The 17,466-nt window shown below is 51.2% G+C and carries 20 protein-coding genes; 18 read left to right on the top strand and 2 right to left on the bottom strand.

What is annotated here, in order from left to right; translation table 11 throughout:
* The first annotated feature begins 28 nt into the window (after nucleotides 1-28).
* Complete coding sequence (locus BWI76_RS14740) at nucleotides 29-916, top strand: LysR family transcriptional regulator (RefSeq protein WP_064371773.1); 888 nt, start codon at nucleotides 29-31, stop codon at nucleotides 914-916.
* Nucleotides 917-989: 73 nt separating this feature from the next.
* Complete coding sequence (locus BWI76_RS14735) at nucleotides 990-1,658, top strand: class I SAM-dependent methyltransferase (RefSeq protein ID WP_004136396.1); 669 nt, start codon at nucleotides 990-992, stop codon at nucleotides 1,656-1,658.
* A 112-nt stretch (nucleotides 1,659-1,770) separates the two neighbouring features.
* On the opposite strand, the gene BWI76_RS14730 is transcribed toward BWI76_RS14735, so the two are convergent.
* The gene (locus tag BWI76_RS14730; RefSeq protein ID WP_004136398.1) at nucleotides 1,771-2,007 is read right to left on the bottom strand and encodes a tautomerase family protein; all 237 of its coding nucleotides are present in this window, start codon (nucleotides 2,005-2,007) and stop codon (nucleotides 1,771-1,773) included.
* 61 nt (nucleotides 2,008-2,068) lie between these two features.
* On the opposite strand from BWI76_RS14730, the gene BWI76_RS14725 reads away from it, so the two are divergent.
* The 3 genes from BWI76_RS14725 to map all read left to right on the top strand — a co-directional run bounded on the left by BWI76_RS14725 (nucleotide 2,069) and on the right by map (nucleotide 3,602).
* Entirely contained in the window at nucleotides 2,069-2,536 is a 468-nt protein-coding gene (locus BWI76_RS14725) for a winged helix-turn-helix transcriptional regulator (RefSeq protein WP_004136401.1), read from the top strand.
* Between the two features lie 87 nt (nucleotides 2,537-2,623).
* Complete coding sequence (locus BWI76_RS14720; RefSeq protein ID WP_004102160.1) at nucleotides 2,624-2,842, top strand: ParD-like family protein; 219 nt, start codon at nucleotides 2,624-2,626, stop codon at nucleotides 2,840-2,842.
* Entirely contained in the window at nucleotides 2,823-3,602 is a 780-nt protein-coding gene (gene map / locus BWI76_RS14715; RefSeq protein ID WP_004136403.1) for a type I methionyl aminopeptidase, read from the top strand. The genes BWI76_RS14720 and map overlap by 20 nt, the downstream gene beginning before the upstream one ends.
* Before the next feature lie 49 nt (nucleotides 3,603-3,651).
* On the opposite strand, the gene BWI76_RS14710 is transcribed toward map, so the two are convergent.
* Nucleotides 3,652-4,974 carry an NAD(P)/FAD-dependent oxidoreductase gene (locus BWI76_RS14710; protein ID WP_004136405.1) on the bottom strand — a complete coding sequence of 441 codons (1,323 nt, stop codon included), beginning with the start codon at nucleotides 4,972-4,974 and terminating at the stop codon, nucleotides 3,652-3,654.
* 919 nt (nucleotides 4,975-5,893) lie between these two features.
* On the opposite strand from BWI76_RS14710, the gene BWI76_RS14705 reads away from it, so the two are divergent.
* From BWI76_RS14705 to BWI76_RS14650, 13 genes are all read left to right on the top strand, one after another.
* Nucleotides 5,894-6,439 (top strand): fimbrial protein, encoded by a 546-nt coding sequence (locus BWI76_RS14705; RefSeq protein WP_004136407.1) that lies wholly within the window; start codon nucleotides 5,894-5,896, stop codon nucleotides 6,437-6,439.
* Between the two features lie 67 nt (nucleotides 6,440-6,506).
* Nucleotides 6,507-7,040 (top strand): fimbrial protein, encoded by a 534-nt coding sequence (locus BWI76_RS14700; protein ID WP_024358135.1) that lies wholly within the window; start codon nucleotides 6,507-6,509, stop codon nucleotides 7,038-7,040.
* A 111-nt stretch (nucleotides 7,041-7,151) separates the two neighbouring features.
* Nucleotides 7,152-9,653, top strand: coding sequence for a PapC/FimD family outer membrane usher protein (locus tag BWI76_RS14695; protein ID WP_004136411.1), 2,502 nt, complete (start codon nucleotides 7,152-7,154; stop codon nucleotides 9,651-9,653).
* A 19-nt stretch (nucleotides 9,654-9,672) separates the two neighbouring features.
* Entirely contained in the window at nucleotides 9,673-10,407 is a 735-nt protein-coding gene (locus tag BWI76_RS14690) for a fimbria/pilus periplasmic chaperone (RefSeq protein ID WP_004136414.1), read from the top strand.
* Between the two features lie 32 nt (nucleotides 10,408-10,439).
* The gene (locus BWI76_RS14685; RefSeq protein WP_004136415.1) at nucleotides 10,440-11,033 is read left to right on the top strand and encodes a fimbrial protein; all 594 of its coding nucleotides are present in this window, start codon (nucleotides 10,440-10,442) and stop codon (nucleotides 11,031-11,033) included.
* A 44-nt stretch (nucleotides 11,034-11,077) separates the two neighbouring features.
* Nucleotides 11,078-11,557 (top strand): fimbrial protein, encoded by a 480-nt coding sequence (locus BWI76_RS14680; protein WP_227493322.1) that lies wholly within the window; start codon nucleotides 11,078-11,080, stop codon nucleotides 11,555-11,557.
* Between the two features lie 12 nt (nucleotides 11,558-11,569).
* Nucleotides 11,570-12,322: a fimbria/pilus periplasmic chaperone gene (locus BWI76_RS14675; RefSeq protein WP_004136419.1), complete on the top strand. Its 753-nt coding sequence runs from the start codon at nucleotides 11,570-11,572 to the stop codon at nucleotides 12,320-12,322.
* 13 nt (nucleotides 12,323-12,335) lie between these two features.
* Nucleotides 12,336-12,842: a fimbrial protein gene (locus BWI76_RS14670; protein WP_148677672.1), complete on the top strand. Its 507-nt coding sequence runs from the start codon at nucleotides 12,336-12,338 to the stop codon at nucleotides 12,840-12,842.
* A 10-nt stretch (nucleotides 12,843-12,852) separates the two neighbouring features.
* Nucleotides 12,853-13,368 carry a fimbrial protein gene (locus BWI76_RS14665; RefSeq protein WP_004136423.1) on the top strand — a complete coding sequence of 172 codons (516 nt, stop codon included), beginning with the start codon at nucleotides 12,853-12,855 and terminating at the stop codon, nucleotides 13,366-13,368.
* A gap of 43 nt (nucleotides 13,369-13,411) precedes the next feature.
* Nucleotides 13,412-14,377: a hypothetical protein gene (locus BWI76_RS28125; RefSeq protein ID WP_145977452.1), complete on the top strand. Its 966-nt coding sequence runs from the start codon at nucleotides 13,412-13,414 to the stop codon at nucleotides 14,375-14,377.
* Between the two features lie 105 nt (nucleotides 14,378-14,482).
* The gene (locus tag BWI76_RS14660; RefSeq protein WP_224231806.1) at nucleotides 14,483-14,905 is read left to right on the top strand and encodes a hypothetical protein; all 423 of its coding nucleotides are present in this window, start codon (nucleotides 14,483-14,485) and stop codon (nucleotides 14,903-14,905) included.
* Nucleotides 14,902-16,188, top strand: a complete 1,287-nt coding sequence (locus tag BWI76_RS14655) for an FKBP-type peptidyl-prolyl cis-trans isomerase N-terminal domain-containing protein (RefSeq protein ID WP_004136426.1) — start codon at nucleotides 14,902-14,904, stop codon at nucleotides 16,186-16,188. The genes BWI76_RS14660 and BWI76_RS14655 overlap by 4 nt, the downstream gene beginning before the upstream one ends.
* Before the next feature lie 140 nt (nucleotides 16,189-16,328).
* Complete coding sequence (locus tag BWI76_RS14650) at nucleotides 16,329-17,303, top strand: helix-turn-helix transcriptional regulator (protein ID WP_004136428.1); 975 nt, start codon at nucleotides 16,329-16,331, stop codon at nucleotides 17,301-17,303.
* Nucleotides 17,304-17,466 lie beyond the last annotated feature (163 nt).

Below are 17,466 nucleotides of genomic sequence, written 5' to 3'. Positions count from 1 at the left end.
CGATGGTACTTATAAGAAGAATCATTAAATGAATAATAAGCTCAACGCCATTGCCACCTTCCTGCGCGTCGTCGAAGCGGGATCTTTTTCGGCGGCGGCCCGCCAGTGCGGGATGAAACAATCCGCAGTCAGCCAGCAGATCGCGGCGCTGGAGGAGGAGCTCGGGGTGGTCTTGCTGCATCGAACGACGCGGGCGATGGCGTTGACCGAGCAGGGGGAAAGCTACCGGCGCGATATGCAGCTTTTGCTGGAAGCGATGCGCGACGCTGAAAGGCGCTTAAACCCCAGCGAGAGTCAGCGGCAAGGCAGGGTACATGTGCAGCTACCGAGCGGCCTGGGACAGATCTTTTTGCCGCACCTGCTGGCGCTGCAGAAAATGACCCCCGGGCTGCATCTGACGCTTTCACTTGATGACCGCATTGCCGATCTGGTTACTGAAGGGGTGGATGTCGCGCTGCGGTTAAGCAGTGAAGCGCCTCAAGGGCATGCGGCGCGCGTGCTGGCGCGTATTGAAACCGCGCTATTCGCCGCCCCGGGTTTTAAAGAACTGCATTGCGTGAGCGAACTGGCTGCCCATCCGCACGTACGTTTCAGCGGCATCGCGCAGGACGCGCCGCTGCGGCTGGTCTCGGGTGATAAAACGGTCGATGTGAAAGTCAATACCGTGTTTCGGGCTAACACCAGCGAAGCGCTGCTGCAGGCGCTGGATTCCGGTATTGGTATCGGTGGCATGCAGTTGCCCCTCGCGGCCAACGCTTTACAATCCGCCAGGCTGGTGCCGGTCTTACCCGCCTGGCGATTACCCGATCGCTTCCTCTATGCGGTTTACCCTGACGCCCGCTTTATTCCGCAGCGGGTCAGAAGCATTATCAGCGTGATTGAGCAATTACTGCCCAAGATAACGGGGAGTCGCTAAAAACGGGGGGATCTCTTCTTGCGCGATAGGGAGTAGAGTGGCATGTGTTGTTGCTGAAAAAGGCGTCTTTACGATGAATCCCTATGAAAAAATGTACCGCCAGCTGCTGGAAAATGGCGCCATCGCCTGGGCTGGCGAGGGTTACTTAAGGGCAAAGAAACAACAGGAGCGGGTGTTTAGCTGGCTTGATTTACAGCAGTACTTTCCCCAACCCGGAGCGCCAGTCCTTGAGCTGGGGTGCGGGAATGGCGCCATGGCAGCGCAGTACTTTGCTGAACGAGGCTATTCCGTGTGGGGGATGGATTTGTCCGCAACCGCGATCCGCTGGGCAGAAAATCGTTTTCAGCAAGCGGGGCTGGCGGCTCAATTTTTTGTCGGGGATGTCTGCCATATTCATCAGTGCCAGGATGCGACGTTTGAGCTCATTATCGATGGCAGCTGTACGCATTGCCTGATTGACGAAGCTCGCCACCTTTGCTTTGCCGAAGTCAGAAGATTGCTCAGGCCGGGAGGACGGTTTGTCGTCGGTTCGATGTGCGGAACCCCTCGCCACCCGGAAGACGTGGCCGCTTACGATCCCATTCGCCATCATTTATTTAAAGAGGGTCAACCCTGGCGTACGCTGCGACCGCTCCAGGCTCTCCTGGACGAGATCCGCGATGAACATTTTGATGTGCTTGAGGTGAACGTCAATGAGAACCCATGGTGGGATCATGCGACCGTGGTATGTTGCGTAAAATAAGCCCCGGAGAGTCGGTTTATGGCCGTTTTGAGCACCAGACGGGCGGTGTAAAAGCGGACATCAAGGTTGTCCGCAATTTCCCGCAGGTATGACGTGTTAAAACGCCATCAGGTTATGACGCCTTAGGCGACGAAAATTTTGCCGCGATCGCTTCAGCCGTGGGCTGAATACCGCCCAGACTCCACTGTTCCGGCTCATGCTCGTCAATACGCACCCAGACTGAACGCCGAAATTCAGGATCGCCTTTCCCTTCGATTTCGACAATCAGATCGGTCATGCGGCGTAAAAGTTCTTTTTTTTGCTCCGGGTTCATAATTCCTTTAATGGTTTGTACATTGACGAAGGGCATTGTATTCTCCTTAATAATCTAGGTCTAAAATTCATACTCAGATTAGAGAGCGAAAGCGGACATGTCAAAAAATAATTCAGTAACGTACTTACTACCGGAGCTGTGCGGGCTTTCTGCGGCAGCGGAAATCCTGGGAGATCAGTGGGTTTTGTTGATTTTAAGAGAGGCTTTATACGGCGTGACCCGCTTTGAAACGATCCGCTCGCATACAAAAATGCCTAAGCAGACGTTGGCAAACCGGTTAAAGAAAATGACGGAGCTGGGTTTACTGAGCAAAACGCCCTATCAGGAAGAAGGGGCGCGCGAACGTTATGAGTATATTCTTACGCCAAAAAGCCGCAGCCTGGCGCCGATCCTGTTTTCCCTGATGGCGTGGGGGCATAAAAATATCCTGCATGATGAGCCTCATATTGCCCTGCTGGATAAAGAGAGCGGGGACTTTGTCCACAACGCCTTTGTGACGACAAAAGGCACCGTTGTTGACTCTCAGAACATCCAGATAGTGACTCTTAAGGTTAGCAACCCGTAGCGCTGGCAACAAAAGCGGCAAACGTTGTCAGCTTGAGCGGGGAGGCGTAATATACGAAACATATATAAAACGTTATGGTATGTATAAATGGGTATTGTAAAAATTTCCGACCTGCTGCACGACGATATTCGTGATGCCAGCAAGGCGATGTCGCGTTCGGTCAACGCCCAGGCGGAGTACTGGATCCGTCTGGGTATGATGAGCGAACTCTATCCCGAACTTAACCATCAGCAGATCAAGCTGATGATGCTGAAGTCCGGCTCCGACCGCTTGCTGGAGGTGATCAATGCTATCAATTCCCATTAAGACTGCGGACGAACTGGCCAGACAGCGCCGCGCAGGCGAGCTGTTGGCCTCGGTTTTCGACATGCTGGATACCTTTATTCAGCCCGGTATCTCCACCATGGCCATCAACAACCGGGTGGAGGATTTTATCGTCAACGATCTGCATTCACGCCCGGCCAGCAAAGGGCAGTATGATTTCCCCTACGTGCTGAATACGTCGATCAACGAAGTGGTTTGTCACGGTATGCCAAAGGAGAGCGAGCATCTGAAATCCGGCATGATTGTGAACGTGGATATTACGCTGGAAAAAGAGGGGCTGATTGCCGATTCCAGCAAAATGTACCTGATTGGCGACGTTTCGCCGCTGGCCCGTCGGCTGGTGCTGAAAACTTACGAAGCGATGTGGAAAGGGATCAAGGTTGTCAGGCCGGGCGCGACGCTGGGCGATATCGGCCATGCGATTCAGACGTATGTCGAAGGCAACGGCTATAGCGTGGTCAGGGAGTACTGCGGCCACGGCGTAGGGAGAGAGATGCATGAAGATCCTCAGGTGCTGCATTACGGTATACCCGGCACCGGCGCCGTACTTAAGGAAGGGATGGTGTTTACCATTGAACCGATGGTGAATCAGGGCGATAGCCGGATTAAAACCAAAAAAGACGGCTGGACGGTGGTCACCCGCGATAAAAAGCTGTCCGCGCAGTGGGAGCATACCGTCGCCGTCACCGCGGAGGGATTCGAGGTTCTGACCCTGCGTAAAGATGAAGTGATTCCAGACTAGCCCCAACAACAGGTTTCACGCACGGGCAGTGAAACCTGTCAGACCGCGACTACACGGGCATCTCTTTACGGCCCATGTAGCGCTCTTTCCATAATGCCCCGGCTACGCCGATATCCAGGAACGGGGAAGGCGGCATAAAGTTTGCCTGGCCGAGCGACTGCATGGCGGCGATCAGCGGGTTGTCCTGTCCCATCGCCAGATCGGCAAGTAGCGTCCCGGCGATGGTTTGTTTGGATACCCCGGCGCCGTTACAGCCTCCGGCTGTCCATACCTTCGGCGCAAGCTCTCCCCAGACCGGCGCGCCGTTGCGGGTGACGCTGATGGTCCCGGACCAGGTTCGCTCCAGCGTGACATCCCGTAGCTGCGGATAGGCCGTGTGGAACAGCGCCAGATGCTGGCGCGCGGCGGTGGCGGTCTGCCCGGCGGTAATCACGCCGCGCAATGCCGGATCGACATGCTGGCGAACCAGGAAACGATGATCGTGGGTATAGCGTAGCGTGGCCCCGGCGATAGCATTGACCGGCGTTAACCCCCAACTTTCCATTTCTGGCAGGCGCTGACGCTGCTCCGCCGTGAGCGGGGCGGTAATGCTGGCGTAGGTCGCCATTGACGCCTGACGGCTCACGGTCGGCGAGAGTTCGCGGGAGAGGGCATTGGTCGCCAGCATGACCTGGGCGGCGCGGATTGTACCCTGCAGCGTCGTCACCCTGACGCCGCCGTTTTCCTGGCGCATAGCCAGCGCCGGGGTCTGATGGTAAACGGTGACGTTTTCCGGCAGATGACGCGCGAGGCCCGCGATCAGTTTTGCCGGGTTGACCAGAATACAGCCGGGAGTATAGATCCCTTTACTGTAGAGGCGGGTTCCCAGCTTCTGGTACAGCGCTTCGCCGTCCAGCAGGCTGTAGGGCTCCTGCATCAGCTGCAGGTTATCCACGTACTCCTGCATAATGGCTTCGCTGGACGGATCTATCTGGCAGTGGTATTTGCCGACGTTTTCCCATTCGCAGGCGATCTGGTGCTCGGTCACCGTTTCATCGAGCAGGCGGATCCCTTCCTGCAACAGGGCGCGGTAATCCTGCGCTTTTTTCAGCTCGGCGGTAGAGCTGCCGATATTGTGCGGCAGGCCGATAATAAAGCCGGAATTTCGCGCTGAGGAGCTGGTCGCGGCGCATTCAGCGTCGATGAGCACGATATTCAGCTGCGGATTGAGGCTAGCCAGCCGGCGGGCAAAGCTGACGCCGGCATAGCCGGAACCGACTATCACCCAGTCGGCCTGGATGTCGCCGCTCAGCTGCGGTTGTCTGTGATGGTCAATGTCGTTGAGCGGCCATCCCACCTGATTCTGATTGAAAGGAACTGATGCAAATCTCACGATAATTCTCCCTGTAGAAAAAAACACCTGCGCGTCAGGTGTGAATAAGCTCGCCGTTCTTCCTTTTATTGGTTTCAATATTGAGCTGGCAAGAATAGCGCCGTGGCCAGGAGAGTTTCTGCAGCAGCGTAATGCTGAATGATAATCACCTGGACAACAATTCAGCAGAATAACAAGGAACGGGCAAAATAACACCTCTTGATGTACGGGTTTAACTTTATCTTTTGCTTGCGATTTAACCTGGAGCGGTTAGTCGGTTCTATCAGCTGCCGCGATAGGGCAACAATTCATATCTTGTCGCTTCCTGTACGAAATTCTGTAGAAATTTTTGCTGTGGATCATGATCGTCCTGGCCACATATCTATAATGTAGCCTCGTCTATAAGGCGTATTTTTGACCAGGTGGTAAAAATATCGCTCCTTCTCGCTCTTCTCTATATAGAACGCCCATCCATTTCATAGGATTTTTCGTCTTTTGAACCCCCTTTTTTGCATTATGTATTAGGAATTTTCTCATGGAAAAATCCTAATGTTATTAAATTCCTGGGTATTTGTCCAAGCGTCTGAAAAATAACAGTTTTTATTTTTGTGTAACTATGCGTGCGATCTTTTTAAATTATACAAATAGTTTATTTTAAATTATTAGTAATATTTTCACATGCGTTGTCGTATTACCTTACACGCACGGGATTTTATCCTGTTGGATATTTTTTTATAAAATTATTAGCTCGTAATGATCGTTTCAGCAGGTGCATATATTTGATTGTAAGATTTTTCGCGTTAGTATGAATTCGCTGTCAGGAATAAGCGTAACTCGAGAAGAAATATAGAGGTTTTTATCCCTCTATCTGCGTTCAGTCTCTTTGAGGGTTATTTTTCAGGATGGTTATCCAGTAACTTTTAATATAACGGAATGTATTATGAAAATTAGCAAAATTGCATCTGCTGTTGTTCTCACTATGGGTGTTGCCTCTTTCGCAGCTCAGGCCGATCAGGGAAGCGGCAAGGTCACCTTCTGGGGTTCGATTATTGATGCTCCATGCTCAATTAAAAATGGCTACGGCGATCAGCGTATCGAACTGGGTCAGATTTCCAATACGCATTTGGATAACGGCGGTATCTCTACTCCTCGTCCGTTCGACATTGAGCTGGAAAACTGCTCCTTCGCGAAGGATTCAAACGGCGACCCGATGTTTAACACCGTCACTGTCACCTTCAATGGCGGCAACGTTCCTAATGACATGACCATGCTGGCTATTACCGGTCAGGCTGCGGGCGCTGGCGTTCGTATCCAGGATTACTCAGGCACGATGGTGACTTTAGATAAGCCTACTGCCGGGCGCGTTCTTGGCATTGGCGACAACACTCTGAGCTTTAGCGCTTACCTGGAAAAAATCGCGTCAGTGACTAACGTCACTCCGGGTGATTTTGAGGCGGTGACTAACTTTACCCTGGCTTATCAATAAGTCTTAGCCTGTTCTCAAGTAGTTTTATTCGGGCTGCGTCTGCAGCCCGATATTCAGGAGCACAGTCATGGTAAAAATTACGCGTTGCCTGACGTTGAGTCTTTTATTGGCAATATCTTCTGGCGCTGTGGCATCCGATCAGGGCAGAGGGCTTGTCACAATGAATGGTCAAATTCAGGAATCAGCTTGCTCTATTCATACTGATGATATCTGGCAGGAAATACCCTTTGGGGTGATTTCTTATAATGACCTCGACGAGGAAGGCAAAGCGATTATTAAACCCTTCGCTGTTCGTCTGGTGAACTGTTCACTGGAAAGAAGTCATGGCGATTTATGGCAAAGCGTGAACATCACTTTTAGTGGGGAAACGGAGGTATTTCGTCGCGATATATTTAAAGTTTATGGCAATGCTCAGGGGCTTGGGCTACGTATTCACAGCCAGATCGGCGATGTGGCGCAAGACGGCATTCCGATGCCAGCCGTCATGTTACAAAATGACAATAATGAATTGCGTTATTTATTATCGCTGGTGCGCGGCGGAAAATCGTTGTCGGAAGGTGACTGGTACGGAATTATTCGCTTTATGGTAACTTATCAGTAAGTTAAGGCGTTATTAAATGGCTGGGAATCTTTGTTCCTCCTCATCCATTTTTCCCGTAATAGATACTTTCCCACTGGTGAATTCTGGTAGGCAATAAATGGATTTAAAAAAATGAAAAAAAGCAGACCACCAGCTTATTACCTGCGGCGTCTGGGTATTTACATTGCTATTGCCATTTTTGGTTCTACATCACCCGTTGTGGCGGTAGAATTTAATGTGGATATTCTGGATTCTGAGGACCGCGAGAATATTGATTTATCCCGCTTTTCTCGGGCCGGATATATTATGCCCGGGACCTACACGCTGAGTATGCGACTTAACGATCGCGGGATTTCCGATCAGGATATTACTTTCGTTGAAAGAATACGCGAGGATCAACTGGTTGTCGAAGCCTGCCTGACGCCTGAACAAGTCGATTTACTTGGGCTGCGTGAAGACGCGCTCAAAATGATTCAGTGGCTTGACGGCGGTCGTTGCGCCGATTTCAGCGCGCTTGAAGGTATTGTCTTACGCGGCGACCTGGCCGAATCCTCCTTGCAGGTTGCCATGCCTCAGGCATGGCTGGAGTACCAGGATGCTTCCTGGCTGCCAGTTTCCCGCTGGGAAGAGGGTATTCCTGGCCTGCTATTTGATTACAACCTCAACACTAACGTCACCTTCCCACGGCGCGGGAATCAGAGCCAGAGTGCCAGCGTCAGCGGCACCACCGGGGTGAACCTGGGTCCATGGCGCTTAAGAGGGGATTATCAGGGAAGTTATTACAACACCACTGGACGGCCGAACAGTACCAACTGTGACTTTGACTGGAGCCGATTCTACGCCTATCGCGCGCTGCCTGGCATTATGTCAAAGCTTACCGTTGGTGAAGATTATCTCACTTCCGATCTTTTTGATTCGTGGCGCTACACCGGGTTATCGCTGGTCAGCGATGAAAGCCAGCTGCCGCCGAAACTGCGCGGTTATGCCCCTGAAGTTTCGGGTATCGCGCGGACGAACGCGAAGGTTACGGTCACCCAGCAAGGGCGAGTGATCTATGAAAGTACCGTTGCGGCGGGGCCGTTCCGTATTCAGGAACTGAGCAGCGCCCTGACCGGCAGGCTGGATGTGCGGGTTGAAGAACAGGATGGCTCGGTGCAGACCTTTGCCGTGGATACGGCTCAGGTTCCTTATCTGACGCGTCCCGGCCAGCTTCGTTACAAGCTGACCACCGGTCGGCCAAGGGACTATCGCCACAGTACACAGGGACCTTATTTTGCGACCGGTGAGCTCTCCTGGGGCCTGACGAATGCCTGGTCGGTGTATGGCGGCGGTATTTTCTCGCAGGACTACAACAGCGTGGCACTCGGGGCAGGTCGTGATATGAGCGTCTACGGCACCTTGTCCGCTGACGTTACCCATGCCAGCGCCCGCTTCCCGGGCGATAAAAACCGTCACGGAAGATCCTGGCGGCTCAGCTATTCCAAACGCTTTGATGAACTCAGTAGTGAAGTCACGTTTGCCGGCTACCGCTTCTCCGAGCGCAACTATCTCACCATGGGTGAGTATTTAGATATTCGCTACCGGGAAGGTTATATCGGTAACAGTAAAGAGCTGTATACCCTCCAGGCGACCAAGAATTTCGAGGACCTGCGCCTCTCCACCAGTATTAACTGGTCGCATCAGACTTACTGGAACCGCCCGGCGACCGATCGCTACAGCGTTTCTCTTAACAAGTATTTTGATCTGGGCGACTGGAGACATCTTTCGTTATCGCTCAACGCGGCGCGCAGCGAGTTTAACGGACGTAAGGACGACACGGCCTATATTTCGCTCACCATGCCATTTGGTTCAGGCACGGTAGGGTACAACGGAAGCATTAACCGCGACCGCTATACGCAAAACGCCAGCTGGAGCGATCGTCTGGAAAATAATGATTATTACCGCATTAACGCCGGTAACAGCATAGGCGGCGGGCAGGGAACGCGCAGTCAGATGAGCGGCTATTACTCGCACCCTGGCAGTATGGCCGATGTTACTACCAACTTTAACTGGGCACAAAGCCAGTATACCTCTTTTGGTATCTCAGCCAGCGGCGGTATGACCGCAACGGCTGAAGGCGTGGCGCTGCACTCAGGTGGGGTACAGGGGGGGACCCGGCTGATGGTCAGCACCGATGGGGTGAGCGGAGTGCCTGTGGGGTATCAGAGTTACACCAACGCCTTTGGTATCGCGGTGATCCCTGGCGTGCCGAACTATTTCCGCACCAGTGCCGAAATTGACGTTAACCGCTTACCAGACGACGTTGAGACTTCAGGCTCGCCAATTGCTGAGCTGGCGCTTACCGAAGGCGCCATCGGGTTCCGCCGTTTCGATGTGTTAAAGGGCGCGAAAGTCGTCGCCATCCTCAGCCAGGAAGATGGTCGTCATCCGCCGTTTGGCGCGACGGTGCATAACGCCAAAGAGCGCGAGCTGGGAATGGTCAGCGATGGCGGACTGGCCTGGTTGACCGGCGTGAATCCGGATGAGCATTTAACCGTGCACTGGGGCGGTTCCGCCCGGTGTGAAGTCGTACTGCCGCGAGTCCTCCCTGCACAGCAGCTGTTACTGCCATGCAAACCGATATCTCGCGGCTGAGAAAGTGGATGGTGAAGGAATGAAAGTAAATAAAACGACGATGGCTATTCTGCTGGGAACGCTGACGTCAGGTCTGCTGAATGATGCACAGGCGGCGATCGCCCTGGACAGAACGCGGGCGATTTTTCCCGGTTCGCAGAAGAGCATTTCCCTGAACATTACTAACGACAGCACGTCAATGCCTTACCTGGCCCAGGGATGGATTGAAGATGAGCAGGGGAAAAAAATAAGCGGTCCGTTGGTCGTGGTCCCCCCGCTCCAGCGGCTCGAGGCAAAGGGAAAAAGCGTTTTGCGCATTAATGCAATGCCGGACGCGGCGTTATTGCCTCAGGACAGAGAGAGCCTTTTTTATTTCAACGTGCGTGAAGTACCGCCTAAGAGCGACCGACCTAATGTGATGCAGCTGGCGCTGCACACCAAAATAAAGTTGTTTTACCGGCCAAAAGCCATCCTGCCGGAGAAGTATAGCCGTTGGGATAACCAACTGGTGCTGCAGAAGGTGAACGGCGGATATCGGGTGGAGAATCCGACGCCGTATTACATGACGGTGATTGGCATTACCCCCGCGCCGAACATGGCCGTGGCGAAGGGGTTTCAGTCGGTCATGGTCGCGCCAAAATCGACGGCGATGGTGAGCAGTTCGCACTTTACGACGCCGCACGTCACCACGATTAACGACTTCGGCGGTAAACCCACTTTGCCGTTTAGTTGCAACGGTAATGTCTGCCGTGCGACAGCCAAACCCGCATCCTGATGGAAGCGGGTGTTGGACACAGGAGATGCCTGATGAAACATGGATTCGGTCGTACCACCTTGATTCTGTGGCTATTAACAGCCGGGGTCGTTTCTGTGGCTAGCGCCGCAAACTGGGACACCGACGGCCTCAACGGTGGGATTCGCGCCACGGGCACGCTGGTTGCGTCTCCGTGTGTACTGCTGCCGGAATCGGCGGAACAAGAGATCGATTTGGGCAGTACCGTCGCCTGGGGACTGGATCAGCCAGGTTCGGTTACGACGCCGGTGGCGATATATATCAAATTAGATCGCTGCCCCGGCGAGTATCAGTTTATGCGAGACCATCAGTTGATGCGGGGTTCGCTGATGCTTAACGGGCAATCCGCCGTAAGAATGACGATTTACGGGGAAACAGAACCTACGGATAGTCGGTTCTTCAGGGTTCATGGAGGCGTGAAAGGGGTGGCGCTGCGATTGAGCGACCCGCGGGGCGAGCTTCTGCGTCCTGGTATGTCAAGCCGGCCGCAGATCCTGACTCCCGGGCGCAACGATCTGGTGTTTCAGGCGCAGCTGTGGCGTCTTCCTGCGCCGCTGTTGGCCAATGAATGGCGCAGCGTAGTGAATGTCGGCCTGGAGTACGAATAATGAAAAGACACATAGCGCGAGCGCTAAGCCTGATGGTTTTTCCCATGCTGCTGCTGGTCAGTGTACCGGCCACGCATGCTGATACGGATGTTTACTTCACCGGTAATCTGGTGGCTGACCCGTGTGAACTGCACGTGGATTCAGAAGATCAGATCGTTGATTTTCGCAACATACCGTCGAAAACGTTTATCAAATATCACCTGAGTGAACGCGAGCGTTTCTCGATCATGCTCATCAACTGCGACCTGTCTTTGGGAAGCACGGTAAAGGTCACGTTCATGGGCACAGAAGATGTCGATCAGCCAGGACTTTTCGCGGTTACCGGGACAGCGGGCGGGATCGCTATCGCCGTTGAAGACGCGGATGGTACGCCGGTATTACCTAATACCGCCATGCGTCCGGCAACCTTGACGGCGGGTGACACCAATTTAAATTTCCAGGCTTTTGTTTCCGCGCCGGTCCATAGCCGGGTGCGCGAAGGGGATTTCGAATGCGTGACAACATTTTTGCTTGAGTACGACTAGAGGTAGCTCGTTATGAAGAAAACGCTCGTTTTTGCCACGGTTGCAGTGTTATCGGCGAGTTCTTTGTTACCCGCTGAGGCGGCATTAACGGTTAGCCGTTCACGGGTGATCGTTAATGAAGGAGACAAAAGCGTCAGTATGAGCGTGACGAATCGGAATACTCAGGAACCCTATCTGGCGCAGACCTGGATAGAAGATGAAACAGAGGCTAAAGTCACGAGCCCATTGATGGTATTGCCGCCGGTGCAGCGCATTGAAGCCGGTTCCAAAAGCGCGGTGCGGGTTCAGGTTCTACCGGATATCGGCAAGCTGCCGAAAGACAGGGAGAGCGTGTTCTGGTTCAACCTGCGTGAAATTCCGCCGCGCAGCGATAAGCCAAACGTGTTAACGCTGGCGCTGCAGACCCGGCTGAAAATTTTCTGGCGTCCGGCCTCCATAAAGGTTGATGCGAAATACGATTCCTTTCCCGGCATTCAGAACGTGACGCTGGCTAAAAATGGCAATCGCTACACGCTGAATAACCCGACGCCGTACCATCTGACGTTTGTTGAAGGTCGTAGCAGCGTGAAGGGAAAGGGCAAGGAAGGATTTGAACCGATAATGGTGGCGCCAAAGGCCCAGACGGCGCTGAACGTGGGCGCAGCTGACCTGGGCGCAACGCCAGTTCTGGTTTTTGTGAATGATTACGGTAGCTTACGTTTGCTGCCATTCCAGTGTACCGGTTCCGCCTGTAAGGCGCAGCCGGTTATCACGCCTGAAAGCTGACGGGAGGCAGAAAGTGAAAACATGGAAATTAGGGCGCCTTGCCGTTCTTTGCTGCCTGATAGCCGCATCACCATACGGCCTGGCATCAGACGGTGGAACAACCACGTTGACTATCACCGGCAATATTGTCGAACCTGAATGTGAAATCAATGACAATCAACAGATTGTGGTCAATTTTGGTGAAGTACTGACCACCCGAATTGATGGTGCGAACTACGAAACGCCGATTGTCTATACGCTGAAATGCACAAACCTGCTTCGTAATACGTTAAAAATTAATCTCAAAGGTAACGGCGCGTCATTTAACGGCCAGCTGTTTACCACAGATGTAACGGGCCTTGGGATAAAAGTGTACGACGCGAGTAAAACGACTATCGCTCCCAATAGCGGAGTGCTGAGTTTTACCTATGCCGAAAATAAACCTCCGGCTCTGTATGCGGTTCCGGTCATGCAGACCAACGCCTCGCTACCAGACGGGGCATTTAACGGTTCAGCGACTATGGTGTTTAGCTATCAATGAGGATTATCTAATGCGTCAGCTAACAACAGCCGCGCTTTTACTCAACATCCTTTTCGTTGGCGTTAGTCCGGCGATGGCCGCCAATGAAGCCGACGTCATCTTTAAAGGGATGCTGGTCAATCCGCCGCCGTGCTCGATAGACAACGATAAAACCATTCACGTGCCGTTTGGCGATCGTCTGTCGATCAAAAAGGTCAGTGATGGCGTTTATCGTCAGGATGTGCCGTACAACCTGGTATGCGACAGCACTGCCGGTAGAGACTGGAAACTGATGCTTAGCGTTCGGGGAACCCTGGCGACATTTGATACTACCGACCGCGCGACGGTTGCCACATCGATGGGCAATATCGGCAATCTTGGGGTGAAGATCTTTCGTGACGGTCAGCCTTTTCAGTTTGATTCGCCGATAGAAATCAGCCTTTCGGCGATACCCAAAATCGAAGCATTGCTGGTGCAAAGGCCGAATATTGAGTTGGCTGAAGGGCCGTTCGAGGCGACGGTGACCTTGAAGGCGGAATATCTGTAACGGAATCCGTGGTCGGAATTCTATTTAACGCGGTAGGGTGCTTATGGAAAAGAGAAACTTAAAAAGATTGATACTGGCGGCGGGTATAATACTCGGCAATGCTCTGCTATGGTCTGAAACTGCTTCGGCGGCGGATTGTAATGCCTTTGGCAATCAGGGGGGCGGATGCCCGACGGTACAGTCTCTCACGGCAAACGGGGGTTCCGTCGCGGTCAACTGGGCTACAGATTTAAATGCGCAGACTTTCGCCTCGATAGAAGCAACCAGGGCCGCAACCTGGGGGCTATATATGATTTATGGTTGGACAACGTCAATGAACGGTCACTGGTTTGGCGGGGGAACCAGGCAACCAATTATGACCGTAAGCAATACCGATCCTGTGCGTAAATCTGATGGCAGCACTACAACAGATTATTGTACTGATAATCCGTTTTATTGTACGCATCAGATGATGGCCGCTCGCTTCTATCAGAAATATGGTTTCTCCGGTACCGCCAGCGTCGCATTGCCCCCATCGTCATCGTACCCTGCTCACGCACCGCCGTGCCTGATTTTTGGAGCAATAAACCCGGGGACCGGTGATTTCTACACCGTTTATGCTCCTGGATTAGCGGAACCTTGTCAGCCAGGATTCCCTGGGACCGTTGATCCTGAACCCGATCCGGAGTGGTGTGGCATGAGCACCAGCGCTCTGTCCTTTCCATTTGACGATATGGCGCCGGGGGCCGTATCAGGGCAATCGCTGACAAGAAGCGCAACGATGGCCTGTAGCGATGCAGGGGTGACTTACAGCTTATATCTGAGTAACGTTTCTACCACCGGCAGGGACACCATTGATTTGGGACGTGGCGTTACCGCGAAGGTTACTGTTAATGGTCTGGCGCTACAAACAAACAGAGTTTCATCCGGTAAAACAAATAACTTAAATGTTACGGTAACCCTGAATGGTACGCCGACCAGTACCGGTCCAATTAGCGGAACCGGGATACTGGCTGTAAATTATTTATAATTAAAATCGCCCTGAATGTGTTTCAGGGCGGTATTGAATGGCATATTCTTCACCATCGCAACCTTCATAAATATTCATTGTCACGCTGGCGATGAAGAAATAGCGATGAATATTAATTCTGGAGTTAAGAAAATAATGATTAAATCAGGCGTTGTCGCAGTTATCATTGCGGGATTTTTTTTAACCGGCTGTGTTCCTAAAAAAGCACCATCGCTGGTGACTTCCTCAGGGGAAGCGGTTGCGCCGCCGACAAATCCGGAAGGAGAAGTCGATATGGTACAGTGTGAAAAAGAGTTAAACGCATTGGGAACTGTTAATCAACTCAGATATGCCGAATTAAAGGCCCGGTTTGAGCGTGTCATGCACGGAGCTTCCGGATATACCACCGTGCGTAACTCAGTAAATCCAGAAACGCGTCATGCCATTGATGCTTTATATAAGTTCCAGGCGGTAAAACTATGTTCAGAGATCCGTGGAGAAATGCTAAATAGTCTGGCAGTCAAACCAACAGGGGATAAACTCGAATGAGTCATCGAGCAGGGAATGCAATCGTCTTCATTCTCGGTGTCACGATGATTCCATGCGTTCAGGCCGATGTCTTAAACTATGCCAGGGATTGGACCCAGCGCGAAGAAGTCAATAAAAGCAGCGAGCAATCGCAGGAAGAGAGACGTCCTGCGCCGCGGGAAAAATCAAAGACGCCGCCAAAAGCGTCTGCTAAAGAAAAGATTAACGCCAGGCCGTCCGTCGCGGTGAAAGCCACAACGGCGCCGGCAAAAATAAAAGAGAGAGATGAAGAATCTGCGAAAACTCCTGATATTCCGCCTTCTGGCGTTATCAAATATCCGGAGGTGAGGAGGGAGCAAAAAACAATAAACAAGAACGAAATAGACGTTTATCTTCCTGATTCTCGTATTTTTGGTCGCTGGCTGAAATCGGTTATTCAACATATTTCCGCCACGCCTTCAGAGCGAATGATACAAGAGCTATATCTGAAACAGAAAGACGAAATAAAAAGCATGCGCGATAAGTTAGCCCAGCGTGAGGGTGAAAATGTTATTTTAAAAAATAACGACAAAGAACGTCATTTAATTATGTCAAAGCTCGGCAAACTGGAGGCGGAGAATGGGCAGTGGAAGCGTTTGACGCAGGAAATGCAAAAAAATCTGAAGCTGGCAAAGTATCCACCACTCCCTACAAGTGAACAAGATTTAGCGGATTTTGCCGCCGGTATGGCGATGGGTGTTGATATTGTTGAACTGCTTGAACAGCGAAATGAACAAGGTGTTCAGATTGATCGTAAATTATTTCTGGCGGGGATAACGGAAACGCTACGCGGAGAACGCCGCCTGTCTCAGGAGGCGTTTGAACAACATCTTGCCAGGGCTAATCAGCGCGTCAGCGATGCTATAAAGAAAACCATGAAAAACAGGGAGGTACGCGACAAGGAATGGTTACATAACTTTATTAAACAGGAAAATACATTAGCCGCCGGTAACGAAGCCTGGTTCCGGGTCATCCATACCGGTAACGAGGTATTACCCGACAATGAGTCGGCAACCGAATTAACGCTTTCGTTTATACGTCGTCTGACTGACGGAACCTTGATTGCAGACTCCGATCTTTCTGGTCTGGTACTGCAAGAAAAAATTAGCGAGCTGCCGACCTGGCTGCGGGTGGTTGCAAAAAAAATACGCTTGAATGGTGAAGCCGAATTAGCGGTGAAAGTAAATGAATACGGCGACCCAGCAGAACGGGGAAACTATGTCGAGCATTGGAAAGTTCGAGTGGTTAAACAACGTACAATGTAAATGTAAAGGTTAAATATTTACTTTTCTTTTAATATATAATTCGTGTACTCGAGAGTCTTTGTACTAATTCAATTGTATAATTAACTTAAGCTCATATATGTAAACAGGACGAGCTGAATCAAACCGGAAGGAGGTTCATTATGGTACCTACTGCTAAACCACTACACTTGCCAGTGCATATAGCAACTGAGAATAATTATTTTTCCATGGGGCTTATATTCCTGTTGAAAGAGTTGTTTGAAGAGGAGTATCAGGGCGGAGTGATTATCTCTAAGACTAGCGAGCCTATGGCCGCGGATCTGATCGTGAAATTCCACACGCCGGGTGAAAAAGTGTTTGATTGGGTGGGGTGTCATGAGTTCCGTACACACAATGAATATAAGTTCAAAATGTTAGGTAAAAAATGGTTAAGCGTATATCCGCGTAGCGAGCATTACGATCGGAATATTAACTGTCCGGTCATCAATGCCGTTATTACCATGAGAAACTCCGTGGCCACTATTCGCAGAAAATTGTTTTCTTTATTTTTCGCTGATTCGATGAGTGGCCCTCCGGATCTGCGTAAGCCAAACTGTTCTAAATGCCCTGGGCCTTACCAACTGGTATGGCGAGAACAGTTGATGTTAGGGTATTTAAGTCAAGGCTTGGGGCATCATGAAATTTCGCAAAAAATGGGTTGTTCTATAAAAGCATTGAGCAGCTATCGCCGTTCTATTATGCGTAAACTCAATATAAAAAGGTATAGCGACTTCGTACTGTGGTTAGGCTCTCAGGCTGTTTCAAAAAAATACGCTGAAATTATCCAGCATCATGTTCCGGAATATGCTGACGATCGGCTTATCTGGAAAACAAAACTTTCTCCTGAAGGCGGTGATGAATCAGATGATAAGTACCGTACGTTACAAAGCATGAAACGCCTGACGACCAGTCGTTTACATTTAAAACAATCCGAAAGTGAAATCTGGCTGACGACACGAGAGATCGCCAACGAAATGGATATTAGTATTTACAGCATGCGCTATTTATTATGCCAGATGGAAAACTCCGGAGCCGTAATAAGCATTAAAACCGGGAGCGGGAGAAGTAATACGCTACGCTGGAAATTAGCAAGTTAAGCACAGGACAACTATACAATACGCTGTCTCGTTTGAATAAGAATATCGTTAACTCATTTTTTCATAAATGATTAAATATACTAATGCTATTATTGCGCCTTATCAGAAAAAACGGCGCGCAGTGGTGTTGAGGTTATAAAGAAGAACGTCTCATTCAGGAGGC

It is taken from the genome of Klebsiella sp. M5al (assembly GCF_002090195.1).
Lineage (GTDB): Bacteria > Pseudomonadota > Gammaproteobacteria > Enterobacterales > Enterobacteriaceae > Klebsiella > Klebsiella grimontii.
This window is presented reverse-complemented; position numbering and strand designations above follow the sequence as displayed.